Source organism: Streptomyces sp. NPDC050743 (assembly GCF_044456925.1).
Classification (GTDB): Bacteria; Actinomycetota; Actinomycetes; order Streptomycetales; family Streptomycetaceae; genus Streptomyces.
This window is the reverse complement of the sequence record NZ_JBITGJ010000017.1, coordinates 1-12,583: the sequence shown is the minus strand read 5'-3', so window position 1 is coordinate 12,583 and position 12,583 is coordinate 1. Positions and strand designations below refer to the sequence as shown.

Annotated in this window: 13 protein-coding genes and 1 riboswitch; of the genes, 11 read left to right on the top strand and 2 right to left on the bottom strand. The window is 69.9% G+C overall.

Going from position 1 to position 12,583, the window contains the following annotated elements; translation table 11 throughout:
- Window positions 1-141 precede the first annotated feature (141 nt).
- The 5 genes from tsf to ACIBJF_RS18665 all read left to right on the top strand — a co-directional run bounded on the left by tsf (window position 142) and on the right by ACIBJF_RS18665 (window position 4,447).
- Entirely contained in the window at window positions 142-978 is an 837-nt protein-coding gene (tsf, locus tag ACIBJF_RS18685; RefSeq protein WP_399174879.1) for a translation elongation factor Ts, read from the top strand.
- A gap of 204 nt (window positions 979-1,182) precedes the next feature.
- Complete coding sequence (gene pyrH / locus ACIBJF_RS18680) at window positions 1,183-1,941, top strand: UMP kinase (protein ID WP_399174877.1); 759 nt, start codon at window positions 1,183-1,185, stop codon at window positions 1,939-1,941.
- A 175-nt stretch (window positions 1,942-2,116) separates the two neighbouring features.
- Window positions 2,117-2,674 (top strand): ribosome recycling factor, encoded by a 558-nt coding sequence (gene frr / locus ACIBJF_RS18675; RefSeq protein WP_014675285.1) that lies wholly within the window; start codon window positions 2,117-2,119, stop codon window positions 2,672-2,674.
- Window positions 2,674-3,852 carry a phosphatidate cytidylyltransferase gene (locus ACIBJF_RS18670; RefSeq protein WP_399174875.1) on the top strand — a complete coding sequence of 393 codons (1,179 nt, stop codon included), beginning with the start codon at window positions 2,674-2,676 and terminating at the stop codon, window positions 3,850-3,852. The genes frr and ACIBJF_RS18670 overlap by 1 nt, the downstream gene beginning before the upstream one ends.
- A gap of 148 nt (window positions 3,853-4,000) precedes the next feature.
- A complete protein-coding gene (locus ACIBJF_RS18665) occupies window positions 4,001-4,447 on the top strand; it encodes an SRPBCC family protein (RefSeq protein ID WP_399174873.1) in 447 nt (148 codons plus the stop codon).
- A 50-nt stretch (window positions 4,448-4,497) separates the two neighbouring features.
- Here the strand turns inward: ACIBJF_RS18665 and ACIBJF_RS18660 are convergent, their stop codons facing one another.
- Together ACIBJF_RS18660 and ACIBJF_RS18655 are read right to left on the bottom strand one after the other, a co-directional pair.
- Window positions 4,498-5,154, bottom strand: coding sequence for a YceI family protein (locus tag ACIBJF_RS18660; RefSeq protein ID WP_399174871.1), 657 nt, complete (start codon window positions 5,152-5,154; stop codon window positions 4,498-4,500).
- A gap of 242 nt (window positions 5,155-5,396) precedes the next feature.
- Window positions 5,397-5,804, bottom strand: coding sequence for an ATP-binding protein (locus ACIBJF_RS18655; RefSeq protein ID WP_399174869.1), 408 nt, complete (start codon window positions 5,802-5,804; stop codon window positions 5,397-5,399).
- A gap of 273 nt (window positions 5,805-6,077) precedes the next feature.
- Here ACIBJF_RS18655 and ACIBJF_RS18650 point away from each other — a divergent pair, with 273 nt between their 5' ends.
- From ACIBJF_RS18650 to ACIBJF_RS18625, 6 genes are all read left to right on the top strand, one after another.
- The gene (locus tag ACIBJF_RS18650; RefSeq protein WP_399174867.1) at window positions 6,078-6,956 is read left to right on the top strand and encodes a hypothetical protein; all 879 of its coding nucleotides are present in this window, start codon (window positions 6,078-6,080) and stop codon (window positions 6,954-6,956) included.
- 12 nt (window positions 6,957-6,968) lie between these two features.
- The gene (locus ACIBJF_RS18645) at window positions 6,969-7,286 is read left to right on the top strand and encodes a hypothetical protein (RefSeq protein WP_399174866.1); all 318 of its coding nucleotides are present in this window, start codon (window positions 6,969-6,971) and stop codon (window positions 7,284-7,286) included.
- Window positions 7,287-7,411: 125 nt separating this feature from the next.
- Window positions 7,412-8,518, top strand: a complete 1,107-nt coding sequence (gene rlmN / locus ACIBJF_RS18640; protein WP_351807163.1) for a 23S rRNA (adenine(2503)-C(2))-methyltransferase RlmN — start codon at window positions 7,412-7,414, stop codon at window positions 8,516-8,518.
- A 23-nt stretch (window positions 8,519-8,541) separates the two neighbouring features.
- Window positions 8,542-8,650: riboswitch (TPP riboswitch) on the top strand.
- 84 nt (window positions 8,651-8,734) lie between these two features.
- Entirely contained in the window at window positions 8,735-9,808 is a 1,074-nt protein-coding gene (locus tag ACIBJF_RS18635; RefSeq protein ID WP_399174864.1) for a thiamine ABC transporter substrate binding subunit, read from the top strand.
- A 47-nt stretch (window positions 9,809-9,855) separates the two neighbouring features.
- Window positions 9,856-11,457, top strand: coding sequence for an ABC transporter permease (locus ACIBJF_RS18630; RefSeq protein ID WP_399174862.1), 1,602 nt, complete (start codon window positions 9,856-9,858; stop codon window positions 11,455-11,457).
- On the top strand, window positions 11,458-12,477 hold the full coding sequence (locus ACIBJF_RS18625; RefSeq protein ID WP_399174860.1) for an ABC transporter ATP-binding protein: 1,020 nt from the start codon (window positions 11,458-11,460) through the stop codon (window positions 12,475-12,477).
- Window positions 12,478-12,583 lie beyond the last annotated feature (106 nt).

Below are 12,583 nucleotides of genomic sequence, written 5' to 3'. Positions count from 1 at the left end.
CGGCAGCCCCTTCGGCGCGGTGAAGTCCGCCCCCGCTGTTCACCCGCAGGTCGGCACGACGTACGCGTTCCGCGGCTACATGTGGAACGCAACCGTGCGGACCTGAAGATCTTCCAGACTTCGAGAAAGACTCACAGACTCATGGCGAACTACACCGCCGCCGACGTCAAGAAGCTCCGTGAGCTCACCGGCGCCGGCATGATGGACTGCAAGAAGGCGCTGGACGAGGCCGAGGGCAACGTCGACAAGGCCGTCGAGGCGCTGCGCATCAAGGGCCAGAAGGGCGTCGCCAAGCGCGAGGGCCGCTCCGCCGAGAACGGCGCCGTGGTCTCCATCATCGCCGACGACAACTCCTCCGGTGTCCTGGTCGAGCTGAAGTGCGAGACGGACTTCGTCGCCAAGGGCGAGAAGTTCCAGGCCGTGGCCAAGGCCATCGCCGAGCACGTCGCCAAGACGAAGCCGGCCGACATCGAGGCCCTGCTCGCCTCCGAGATCGAGCCCGGCAAGACCGTCCAGGCGTTCGTGGACGAGGCCAACGCCAACCTCGGCGAGAAGATCGTCCTGGACCGCTTCGCGCAGTTCGCCGACGGCTTCGTGCTCGCCTACATGCACCGCACCATGCCCGACCTGCCCCCGCAGATCGGTGTCCTGGTCGAGCTCGACAAGCCGAACGCCGAGGTCGCCAAGGGCGTCGCCCAGCACATCGCCGCCTTCGCGCCGAAGTACCTCTCCAAGGAGGACGTGCCGGCCGACGTCGTCGAGTCCGAGCGCCGCATCGCCGAGGAGACCACCCGCGCCGAGGGCAAGCCCGAGGCCGCGATCGCCAAGATCGTCGAGGGTCGTCTCAACGGCTTCTTCAAGGACGCCACGCTGCTCGGCCAGCCGTACGCGCTCGACAACAAGAAGTCGGTCCAGAAGGTGCTGGACGAGGCCGGTGTCACCCTGAAGCGCTTCTCGCGCATCAAGGTCGGCATCTGAGTCCGTTCCGCGATCGACGCGCGACCCGCGGGAAATTCTCGGTAGGGTCGACAGCAGTCGTCCGCGCACACCGCCACACCCCGGGGTGGGGCGGACGGCAGCAGATCTGACGAGGAGGCCATTGCCGCGTATGGGAGCGAAAAGCGACCCCACCGGCAATGGCCTTCTTCGTATGTGCAACACGTGAAAGAGGCGGGATCTCCCATGACCACCAAGGCCCAGAAGAGCGACGACGGCAAAGTACGCGGCCGGTTTCTGCTGAAGCTGTCCGGAGAGGCGTTCTCCGGTGGCGGGGGCCTGGGCGTGGACCCGGACGTGGTGCACAAGATCGCCCGGGAGATCGCGGCCGTCGTCCGTGACGGCGCGCAGGTCGCGGTCGTCATCGGCGGCGGCAACTTCTTCCGCGGCGCCGAACTCCAGCAGCGCGGCATGGACCGCGCCCGCTCCGACTACATGGGCATGCTCGGCACCGTGATGAACTGCCTCGCCCTCCAGGACTTCCTGGAGAAGGAGGGCATCGACAGCCGGGTGCAGACCGCCATCACCATGGGCCAGGTCGCCGAGCCGTACATCCCGCTGCGCGCCGTGCGCCACCTGGAGAAGGGCCGCGTGGTCATCTTCGGCGCCGGTATGGGCATGCCGTACTTCTCCACCGACACCACCGCCGCCCAGCGCGCCCTGGAGATCGACGCCGAGGCGCTGCTGATGGGCAAGAACGGCGTGGACGGGGTCTACGACTCCGACCCCAAGACCAACCCGGACGCCGTCAAGTTCGACGCCCTCGGCTACGGCGAGGTCATCACCCGCGACCTCAAGGTGGCCGACGCCACCGCCATCACGCTGTGCCGCGACAACAAGCTCCCGATCCTCGTCTTCGAGCTCCTCGCGGAGGGCAATATCGCCCGTGCCGTCAAGGGTGAGAAGATCGGCACGCTGGTGGGTGACCAGGGCAGCCAGGACTGACCCGGCATCAACCCGGCCGGTGGTGCGCGACCCCCTGAGGGGGCCTGACCCTGGCCGGGGGATGGACAATGTCCTGCCGGTCGGGAACCGTGCAGGAAGAAGACGCGACGCAGCCGGCCGCCGCCCGCCTAAGGAACCGCAGCCGGGCCTTACTCAAGACACGCAGGAGCAAGTGGTGATCGAAGAGACCCTCCTCGAGGCCGAGGAGAAGATGGAGAAGGCCGTCGTGGTCGCCAAGGAGGACTTCGCCGCGATCCGTACCGGCCGTGCGCACCCGGCGATGTTCAACAAGATCGTCGCCGACTACTACGGTGCCCCGACGCCGATCAACCAGCTGGCCTCGTTCTCCGTGCCGGAGCCGCGCATGGCGGTCGTGACCCCGTTCGACAAGAGCGCGCTGCGCAACATCGAGCAGGCCATCCGCGACTCCGACCTGGGCGTCAACCCCAGCAACGACGGCAACATCATCCGTGTGGTGTTCCCCGAGCTGACCGAGGAGCGCCGCCGCGAGTACATCAAGGTCGCCAAGGGCAAGGGTGAGGACGCGAAGGTCTCCATCCGGTCCGTGCGCCGCAAGGCCAAGGACGCCATCGACAAGCTGATCAAGGACGGCGAGGTCGGCGAGGACGAGGGCCGCCGTGCGGAGAAGGAGCTGGACGACACCACGGCGAAGTACGTCGCCCAGGTGGACGAGCTCCTGAAGCACAAGGAAGCGGAGCTGCTCGAAGTCTGATGAGCGACTCTTCCTGGGGGGCGCCGCCCGCAGCGGGCCAGGCCGGGTACTGGGGGCCCGCCGAGGGCGGGCCGGCCCAGCCTGTCCCGGGGTCCGGGCCGGCAGGTCCCGCGTACGATGCGCCTGAGGCGCAGCAGACCCGCCCCATGCCCATCGTGCCCGAGGACCCCGCGTACGGCGCAGACGCCTACGGCGGGGCCCAGGACGGCGACCGGGGGGCCGCTCGCCGGAGCGGCCCCTTGTTCCAGGAATTCCACGACGAGTTCCGCCCCGAGCCCCCGCAGGCCCGCGCCCTCCCGGCCGAGAACCAGAATCCGGAGCCCATGCCCGACGCCCACCAGCCGGCCCCAGCGCCGCAGAAGAAGAGCGCGGGCCGTGACCTGAGCGCGGCCATAGGCGTCGGGGTCGGGCTCGGTGTGGTGATCGTCGCCTCCCTGTTCGTCAAGAAGGCCGTCTTCGTCGGGGTGATCGCGGTCGCGGTCGTCGTCGGCCTGTGGGAGCTGACCAGCAGGCTGCGAGAGCGCAAGGACATCAAGGCGCCGCTGGTGCCGCTCGCGGTGGGCGGCGCGGCGATGGTGGTCGCGGGGTACGTCCGCGGCGCCGAGGGCGCCTGGGTCGCCATGGCGCTGACCGCCCTGGCCGCCCTGGTCTGGCGCATGACGGAGTCGCCGGAGGGCTATCTCAAGGACGTCACGGCGGGCGTGTTCGCGGCGTTCTACGTGCCGTTCCTGGCCACGTTCGTGGCGATGATGCTGACCGCGTCCGACGGCCCCTGGCGGGTCCTCACCTTCCTCCTCCTGACGGTGGTCAGCGACACCGGCGCCTACGCGGTCGGCTGGCGGTTCGGCAAGCACAAGCTGGCCCCGCGCATCAGCCCCGGCAAGACCCGCGAGGGCCTGGTGGGCGCGGTGCTGTTCGCGATGGTCGCGGGCGCGCTGTGCATGCAGTTCCTGATCGACGACGGCACCTGGTGGCAGGGCCTGCTGCTGGGCCTCGCGGTCGCCGCCAGCGCCACGCTGGGCGACCTCGGCGAATCCATGATCAAGCGTGACCTGGGCATCAAGGACATGGGCACCCTGCTCCCCGGCCACGGAGGCATCATGGACCGCCTCGACTCGCTCCTCCCGACGGCCCCGGTGGTCTGGCTCCTGCTGGTGATCTTCGTCGGCTCCGCGTGAGCCACGCGTCCGGCTCCGCGTGAGCCTCGTGTCGTACGGCTTCCGGGCCCCCGTCCTGCGCGCAGGACGGGGGCCCGTCGACGTTGGTCGTACGGCCGTTCGGGTGGGACGATCTGGAGATGAGCCCTCTTCCGGAAAGGAGGCCGGGATGTCCGCCTTCCATGAAGAGTTCGACGTCGACCGGAGGCCCGGTGAAGTGTGGGCGTACCTCAGCGACCCGTCCCACCTGCCGGAGTGGCAGAAGAGCGCGGTGTCCGTCGAGCAGCTCGACGACAGCCCCTTCGGACTCGGCTCCCGGCTCCGGATCACCCGTCACGTCGGCCGCCGCGACGTCCCGCTGACCATGCGGGTCACCGAGTTCGAACCGCCTCGCTCCTGGAGCATGCAGGGCATCGACGGTCCGGTCCGGGGCCGGGTCCACGGCGAGGTCGTCCCGCTCCCCGACGGCCGTACCCGCGTGACCATGGACCTGGACTTCGAGGGCCACGGCATCGGCAGGGTGCTGATCCCTCTCGTCGTACGCCCCCAGGTCCGCAGGGAACTCCCGGAGAACGAGCGGCTGCTCAAGGAGCGGCTGGAGCACGCCGCCGGCTAGGAGGCCCGGGCTGTCGGCCAGGAGGCCCGGGCTGGAAGAGGCTCACGGCCTCAGGTGGCCCGGATGGCGGCGATGTCGAACTGGAGGCGGACCTTCTCGCTCACCATGGCTCCGCCCTTCGCCAGCCGCGCGTCGTAGGTCAGCCCCCAGTCGGAGCGGTTGATGGTGGTGGTGCCGTCGAAGCCGACCCGCTCGTCACCGAACGCGTCGATGACGTGACCGATGTAGGTGAGCTCCAGGTCGACGGGGCGGGTGGTGTCCTTGATCGTGAGGTCGCCGGTCATGCGGTAGACGTCCTGTCCCGCCAGCTGCACGGACGTGCTCGTGAAGGTCATCCGTGGGTGCGCCCCGGCGTCCAGGAACTGCCGGCCGATCACATGCGCGTCGCGCTGCTCGACACCCGTGTCGACGCTGGCCGTGTACAGCACGATGTCGGCCCGGGAGCGGGTCGGCTCACGGCCGTCGAAGTACAGACGGCTCTCGTACTCGGTGAACGCGCCCCGCACCGTCGTCACCATCGCGTGCCGCACGGAGAACCCGATCCTGCTGTGCGCGGGATCGATCAGCCACTCGCCGGTGAGGCCCGCCAGCTCGGGATCGGGCAGAACGGCGGTGGCGGTGGCACCGGCCGCCGGGACGGCGGTCGCCACGGGCGCGGCGGACTGCTGTGCGCGCCGGTGGAAGGAGTTGCGGCCGAAAAGGTTCATGGCATCGTGGGTACGTCAGGGCAGGGAGCCGGACAAGGGCCGATCAGGAAACCCGACCGTTCCCCGACAGAACTTCACGGCTCGCAGCAACGGCGACCGTCCCGTGCCCACGGCTCCTCCGGGCGGGCGCGGGCGGCCCCCGCGCTCATGTCTCCGCCCCGCTCGCAGCGCCACCCAAAGCCGCTACGCCGACCTCGGTCCGTCTCGATGCCCGATGCTCGCGGCGGAGGCGGATGGCCCGGTCACTCCTTGCGCGTGGGAAGTGTGCCGGGGGCCCGTGCGTGTGAGGGCGCGGAGTCCAGGTCTATCTCGGCCCAGACAACCTTGCCCTCCGACACCGGGCGGGTGCCCCATCTGGCTGACAGTTGGGAGACCAGGAAGAGGCCGCGGCCGTTCTCGTCGGTGGGGCGTGGGTGACGCAGGCGCGGACAGCTGACGTCAGCGTCGAACACTTCGCAGGTCAGGGCTTGGTGCTGGATCAGACGCAGTCCGATCGGGCCTGTGCTGTGGCGGACGGCGTTGGTGACCAGTTCACTGACGATCAGTTGCGTGGGGTCCTGGAGACCTTCCAGGTCCCATTCGACCGCCGAATCGGATACCTCGCGCGTGTTGGATCGCTTACCAAGCGTCACCTTGTCCGTGCTGGTCATCGAGTTGTCGTCCTCACTTAGGCGGCTGTCGTTCTCGCGTAGGTCGGCAGGACGTGGACGTCCTCGACCGGGTCCTGCCGAGATCAATTCGGCCAGATTTGTGTCTTTTGAGTAATGGACCGGACAGAGCTCCGATCCGTGACAGGGCTGTAGCCGCGGCTGATGCCAGCGCGGTCCACACCTCCCTGTGGGACCACACGCTCCGCACGCACCCGCATCAAGCCGGAGCAGAAGGGGCTGCGCTCGCGCCCGGGCCCTGCCATAGTCGCGGCTGTGAGCAACGAGGGGGCTCTGCCTGAGTTGGTGCTGCACGGCAGACGAGGGGTCGCGCGCTTGACGAAGAATGCCGTTCTGCTGGACCGGTCGGGGATCCGGTCAACGATTCCGCTGAGGGCGGTCGAGACAGTTCGTGTCAGCGGGGCGAGACAGCGGACTGCCGAGATCGTGCTGACCTCGGACTCCGCCCAGGCTGATGCGGCGGCGGTGTACGCGATCCGATCCAGCAGCGCCGAGGCCGTCGCGGCTTTTGCGCATGTCGTCAACTCGGCCATTCCCGAGCGGGACGAGGCGGAGCGGCGCTTCGACGGCGCGGTACTGGTAAAGACGTCGGCCAGCCCGCCGGTGGTCAAGGAGCGGCGCTGGTCGCCGCGTGAGCGGGCAGTCGGCGGGGTGTTCGCCGGAGTCTTCGTTCTCGGGCTGGTGTTGCCCGGCCTGCGGGGGCACGGGGAGCTCATGAGGGTGTGGGCTGCGGCCTTCGCGGCGTTTTTGGCGGGGTGCGCGGTGGCTCACGGCACGTGGAACGCATTGGTGGTGTGGTGGGTACTGCGGCGTCGTGGCATAACCGTTGTCGGTACGTACGTGGATTTCGAGTACGGGTCGACGGACGACAGCCCGGGCACCCGGGTGTACGCCTTCACCGACGTGACCGGGGCGGCGCATGAATACCGTGGCGACGGCAGGATCGTGAGCCGCGACCCGGACCGGATCGAGATCACGTACGACCCCGCCAGACCCGAGCGCGCGATCGGCCGGAAAGGCCCGTGGGTCAAAACTCTTCACGTGCTGGCCTGGCTGTTCCTCGGGGTGCCCGTGACGATCGCCACGGCGGCCTACCTGCTGATCTACTTCGCTGCCGCGCTGTTCGGCGCCTGATCCGGGATCGCAATGGATGAGTACGCCTTGCCCACGGGCCCTGAAGTGCCGACCGCTGACGCGGTCCGGTCGAACTGGGCGGCAACCGTCGCGGCCCTGCCCGTGGGAACCCGGATCACCGGCGAGGTCAGCGGTCGCCAACGCTTCGGGGTCTTCATACGTGTAGACGGCGTGCCGAACGCCATAGCGCTGGCGGAGATCACGGCCATGCCGCTCGGGATGGGCCTCCCAGCCCTCGGGGTCTTCGTCGGTGGGGAGGTCATCTGTCATGCCGCCCACAATCACCAGGTCAAGGTCCGGCTCGATGAGTGGCCGGCAGCCGACGAGTGATCCCGGCCGGGCCGTCTCCGGGCCGTCCGAGGTCGCTCGGCAGCGACCGAGGACGTCTGCCAACGACAGTCGTAGCGACCGGCAGCCGCAGGTCACCCAATTGGATCTGCGACACTGGTAACGCCATGCCTAAGCCCGGAGAACTCACTTTCGTCGCCCCGCGCGGAGCTCAGAAGCCGCCGCGGCACCTTGCCGATCTCACGCCCGCCGAGCGCAAGGACGCGGTGGCCGAGGTCGGGGAGAAGCCGTTCCGTGCCAAGCAGCTCTCGCAGCACTACTTCGCGCGGTACGCGCACGACCCGGAGCAGTGGACCGACATCCCCGCCGGATCGCGTGCCAAGCTCCAGGAAGCGCTGTTTCCCGAGCTGATGACCGTCGTGCGGCATCTGTCGACCGACCAGGGGACCACCCGCAAGACGCTGTGGCGGCTGTTCGACGGGACCCTCGTGGAGTCCGTGCTGATGCGGTACCCGGACCGGGTCACCATGTGCATCAGCTCACAGGCGGGGTGTGGGATGAACTGCCCGTTCTGTGCGACCGGGCAGGCGGGGCTCGACCGGAACCTGTCCACCGCGGAGATCGTGCACCAGATCGTCGACGGAATGCGGGCGCTGAGGGACGGCGAGGTGCCCGGCGGGCCTGCTCGGCTCTCCAACATCGTCTTCATGGGCATGGGCGAGCCGCTCGCCAACTACAAGCGGGTGGTCAACGCCATCCGGGCGCTCACCGACCCGGCTCCCGACGGGCTCGGGCTGTCCCAGCGCGGTATCACCGTCTCCACCGTCGGGCTCGTGCCGGCCATCCACCGGTTCGCCGACGAGGGCTTCAAGTGCCGGCTCGCGATCTCCCTGCACGCCCCCGACGACGAACTGCGCGACACCCTCGTCCCCGTGAACACGCGCTGGAAGGTGCGCGAGGTGCTGGACGCCGGGTTCGAGTACGTCGAGAAGAGCGGGCGCCGGCTGTCGATCGAGTACGCGCTCATCCGGGACATCAACGACCAGGCGTGGCGGGGGGACAGGCTCGGGCGGCTGCTCAAGGGCAAGCCCGTGCACGTCAACCTCATTCCGCTGAACCCGACGCCGGGGTCGAAGTGGACCGCCTCGCGGCCCGAGGACGAGAAGGCGTTCGTGGAGGCCATCGCCGCGCACGGTGTGCCCGTCACCATCCGGGACACCCGTGGCCAGGAGATCGACGGAGCCTGTGGTCAGCTCGCGGCCACCGAGCGGTAATCTGACCGGGTCCACACATCTTCATATTCCGACAGGGGAGCGCCACAGCGCTGAGAGTGCGGCGGACAGGGCCGCAGACCCTCTGAACCTCGCCCAGGTCATTCTGGGTAGGAAGTTCGGTCATCACTCAAGCTGTTGCGCCCTGCCCGGGTCCTTTCCACACGAGGCCGGGGCAGGGCCGCGTCTCTTCCTGGCCAACCCCCAGGAGGACATCCAGTGCACAACAAGACCTTCGTGGCCGTGGCGGTCGGGCTCGGCCTGATCGGCCTGTCCGCGTGCGGATCGACGGACGCCAAGTCGTCCGCGGACTCCAAGACCGTGACCCTCGTCAGCCACGACTCGTGGGCCGTGTCCAAGAACGTGCTCCGGGACTTCGAGAAGAAGACCGGGTACAAGGTCCACGTCCTCAAGGACGGCGACGCCGGGCAGGCCGTCAACAAGGCGATCCTGACCAAGGACAACCCACAGGGCGACGTCTTCTTCGGCGTCGACAACACCCTGCTGTCCCGCGCCCTCGACAACGGCCTCTTCCAGCCGTACACCGCCAAGGGCCTCGACAAGACCGGCGCCGCCTACCAGCTGGACCAGGACAAGCACCGGGTCACGCCCGTCGACTACGGCGACATCTGCGTCAACTACGACAAGGCCTACTTCAGCAAGCACAAGCTGACCCCGCCGCAGTCCTTCGCCGACCTCGCCAAGCCCGCGTACAAGAACCTCCTCGTCACGGAGAACGCCGCCACCTCCTCGCCGGGCCTCGGCTTCCTGGTCGGCAGCGCCGCGCAGTTCGGGGACGACGGCTGGCAGGACTACTGGAAGAAGCTCAAGGCCAACGGCGTGAAGGTCGTCGACGGCTGGGAGCAGGCGTACTACCAGGAGTTCTCGGGTTCGTCGGAGGGCAGGAAGGCCGGCGGCGACCGGCCGCTCGTCGTGTCGTACGCCTCCTCCCCGCCCGCCGAGGTCATCTACGCCAAGAAGCGGCCCAGCACCGCCCCGACCGGGGTGTCGTACGGCACCTGCTTCCGGCAGATCGAGTTCGCCGGGCTGCTGAGCAATGCCAAGAACCCCAAGGGCGCCAAGGCGTTCATCGACTTCCTGGTCTCCAAGGAGTTCCAGGAGGACATGCCGCTGAACATGTTCGTCTACCCGGTGGTCGAGGGCGCGAAGGTTCCCGCCGAGTTCACCGAGTACGGCAAGGCCGCCGAGCACCCCGAGACCATGGCACCCGGCAAGATCGCCGCCAACCGTGACCAGTGGGTCAAGTCGTGGACCTCGCTCGTACTGAAGTAGCCCCTCGCACGAGGGACCGGCGCGGGAGCGCGGCACGGTTCGGGCTGATGGCCCTGCCCGTCGCGTTCTTCGCGCTGTTCTTCGCCTGGCCCGTGGCCGCGATCGTCGCGCGCGGCCTGAAGGCCGACGGCGCCTGGCAGTTGGGGCGGATCGCGGACGTCGTCACGCAGCCGGACATCCGGCACGTGCTGTGGTTCACCACCTGGCAGGCGCTCGCCTCCACCGGGCTCACCCTGCTGCTCGCGCTGCCCGCCGCGTACGTCTTCGCCCGTCTCGACTTCCCGGGCAGGCAGGTGCTGCGGGCCGTCGTCACCGTCCCGTTCGTGCTGCCGACCGTCGTCGCCGGCAGCGCGTTCCTCGCCCTCGTCGGGCACGGCGGGCTGCTCGACGACCTGTGGGGCGTACGGCTGGACACCACGGTGTGGGCGATCCTGCTGGCCCACATCTTCTTCAACTACGCGGTCGTCGTACGGACCGTGGGCGGGCTGTGGTCCCAGCTCGATCCCCGGCAGGAGGAGGCCGCCCGGATGCTGGGCGCGTCTGCGCTCGGCGCCTGGCGGAAGGTCACCCTGCCGGCGCTCGCGCCCGCCGTGGCCGCCGCCGCGCTGATGGTGTTCCTGTTCACCTTCACCTCCTTCGGCATCGTGCAGATCCTCGGCGGCCCCACCTTCTCCACCCTCGAAGTGGAGATCTACCGGCAGACGTCCGAGGTCTTCGACCTCTCCACGGCCGCCGTCCTCACCCTCGTCCAGTTCGTCGCGGTCGGCACGATCCTCGCCGTGCACGCCTGGACGGTACGGCGCCGGGAGACCGCCCTGCGGCTCGTCGACCCGAGGACGACCGCCCACCGCCCGCGCGGCGCCGGGCAGTGGGCCCTGCTCGCCGGCGTCCTCGTCACCGTCGCGCTGCTTCTCGTCCTGCCCCTCGCCGTCCTGGTCCGCCGCTCCCTGGACGCGCCGGGCCTCGGCTACTACCGGGCGCTGACCAACTCCGACGGCGGTACGTTCCTGGTGGCGCCCGTGCACGCGGTGTGGACCTCGCTGCAGTACGCCGTCGCCGCCACCGCCATCGCCGTGTGTGTAGGGGCTCTCGCGGCCGCCGCGCTGGCCCGCCGGGACGCCGGACGACTGGTCCGGGGCTTCGACGCGCTGCTGATGCTGCCGCTCGGCGTCTCCGCCGTGACCGTCGGCTTCGGCTTCCTGATCGCCCTCGACAAGCCGCCGCTGGACCTCCGGCAGTCCTGGATCCTCGTCCCGCTCGCGCAGGCGCTGGTCGGCGCCCCCTTCGTCGTGCGGACCATGCTGCCCGTGCTGCGCGCGGTGGACGTACGCCTCCGGGAGGCCGCCGCCGTGCTCGGGGCCTCGCCCTGGCGAGTGTGGCGGGAGGTGGATCTGCCGATGGTGCGGCGGGCGCTGCTGGTCGCGGCCGGGTTCGCCTTCGCCGTTTCGCTCGGCGAGTTCGGGGCGACCGTGTTCATCGCCCGGCCCGACAACCCGACGCTCCCGGTCGCCGTGGCCCGTCTGCTCAGCCGCCCCGGAGACCTCAACTACGGCCAGGCAATGGCCCTTTCGACGATTCTGATGGTGGTGTGCGCCGCCGCGCTGCTGCTCCTGGAGCGGCTGCGCACCGACCGGACGGGGGAGTTCTAGATGCTGCTGAGCCTCGATACCGCGACCGTGCGCCTCGGCGGGCGGGCCGTGCTCGACGCGGTCGATCTCGACGTCGCCGAGCACGAGGTGGTGTGTGTGCTGGGCCCCAGCGGCAGCGGGAAGTCGACCCTGCTGCGGGCGGTCGCCGGGCTCCAGCCCCTCTCCGCCGGGCGGGTGCTGCTCGACGGCCGCGACCAGGCGGGCGTGCCCGCGCACCGGCGGGGCGTCGGCCTGATGTTCCAGGACCACCAGCTCTTCCCGCAGCGGGACGTCGGCGCGAACGTGGCGTTCGGACTGCGCATGCACGGCGTCGCCAAGGCCGAACGGGAGGGCGAGGTCGGGCAGTTGCTGGACCTGGTCGGCCTGCCCGGGGCCGCCCGGCGGGCCGTGGCCTCCCTGTCCGGCGGCGAGCAGCAGCGCGTGGCCCTCGCCCGGGCGCTGGCACCCCGGCCCCGGCTGCTCATGCTCGACGAGCCGCTCGGCCAGCTCGACCGTTCCCTGCGCGAACGCCTGGTGGTCGAACTCCGGGAACTTTTCGGCCGGTTGGGTACGACCGTGCTCGCCGTCACCCACGACCAGGGCGAGGCGTTCGCGCTGGCCGACCGGGTCGTGGTGATGCGGGACGGGCGGATCGCCCAGTCGGGCACGCCCCTCGAGGTGTGGCAGCGGCCCGCCGACGCGTTCGTGGCCCGCTTCCTCGGCTTCGACAACGTGGTCCCGGTGACCGTCGCCGGTACGGCCGCCGACAGCGCCTGGGGCAAGCTGCCGGTCCCCGACGGCTCCCCGCAGGGCAGCCGCACGCTCCTGGTCCGGCCCGCCGGGGTGCGGCTCCTGGCGGCCGACGCCGGCCTGCCGTGCACGGTGACCGCGCGCACCTTCAAGGGCACCCATGTGGCCGTCCACCTCCGGCCCGCGGACGGGCCGCGCCTGGAGGCGGCCTGCGCGCTGCGGGAGGCGCCCGAGGTCGGGGACGGGGTCGGCGTGGAGTTCGACGCGGCCGAAATCGTCGTGCTCGACTGATCGGCGCGCCCCTAAGAGTCATCACGTAATGAGGTGATGCCCACCCGATGTCCGTGCGGGGCCAGCAGGCCGGGGTGGCGTGCTTGCTCCGTTCGGCCGGCTGTTC

What these genes read in the sequence shown, in the direction of transcription:
- ACIBJF_RS18630 (WP_399174862.1), top strand. Translation starts at nt 9,856, where the DNA reads ATGGCCCTGCCCGTCGCGTTCTTCGCGCTGTTCTTCGCCTGGCCCGTG.
- ACIBJF_RS18660 (WP_399174871.1), bottom strand. Translation starts at nt 5,154, where the DNA reads ATGAACCTTTTCGGCCGCAACTCCTTCCACCGGCGCGCACAGCAGTCC.
- pyrH (WP_399174877.1), top strand. Translation starts at nt 1,183, where the DNA reads ATGACCACCAAGGCCCAGAAGAGCGACGACGGCAAAGTACGCGGCCGG.
- ACIBJF_RS18645 (WP_399174866.1), top strand. Translation starts at nt 6,969, where the DNA reads ATGGATGAGTACGCCTTGCCCACGGGCCCTGAAGTGCCGACCGCTGAC.
- tsf (WP_399174879.1), top strand. Translation starts at nt 142, where the DNA reads ATGGCGAACTACACCGCCGCCGACGTCAAGAAGCTCCGTGAGCTCACC.
- rlmN (WP_351807163.1), top strand. Translation starts at nt 7,412, where the DNA reads ATGCCTAAGCCCGGAGAACTCACTTTCGTCGCCCCGCGCGGAGCTCAG.
- ACIBJF_RS18665 (WP_399174873.1), top strand. Translation starts at nt 4,001, where the DNA reads ATGTCCGCCTTCCATGAAGAGTTCGACGTCGACCGGAGGCCCGGTGAA.
- ACIBJF_RS18670 (WP_399174875.1), top strand. Translation starts at nt 2,674, where the DNA reads ATGAGCGACTCTTCCTGGGGGGCGCCGCCCGCAGCGGGCCAGGCCGGG.
- ACIBJF_RS18625 (WP_399174860.1), top strand. Translation starts at nt 11,458, where the DNA reads ATGCTGCTGAGCCTCGATACCGCGACCGTGCGCCTCGGCGGGCGGGCC.
- ACIBJF_RS18655 (WP_399174869.1), bottom strand. Translation starts at nt 5,804, where the DNA reads ATGACCAGCACGGACAAGGTGACGCTTGGTAAGCGATCCAACACGCGC.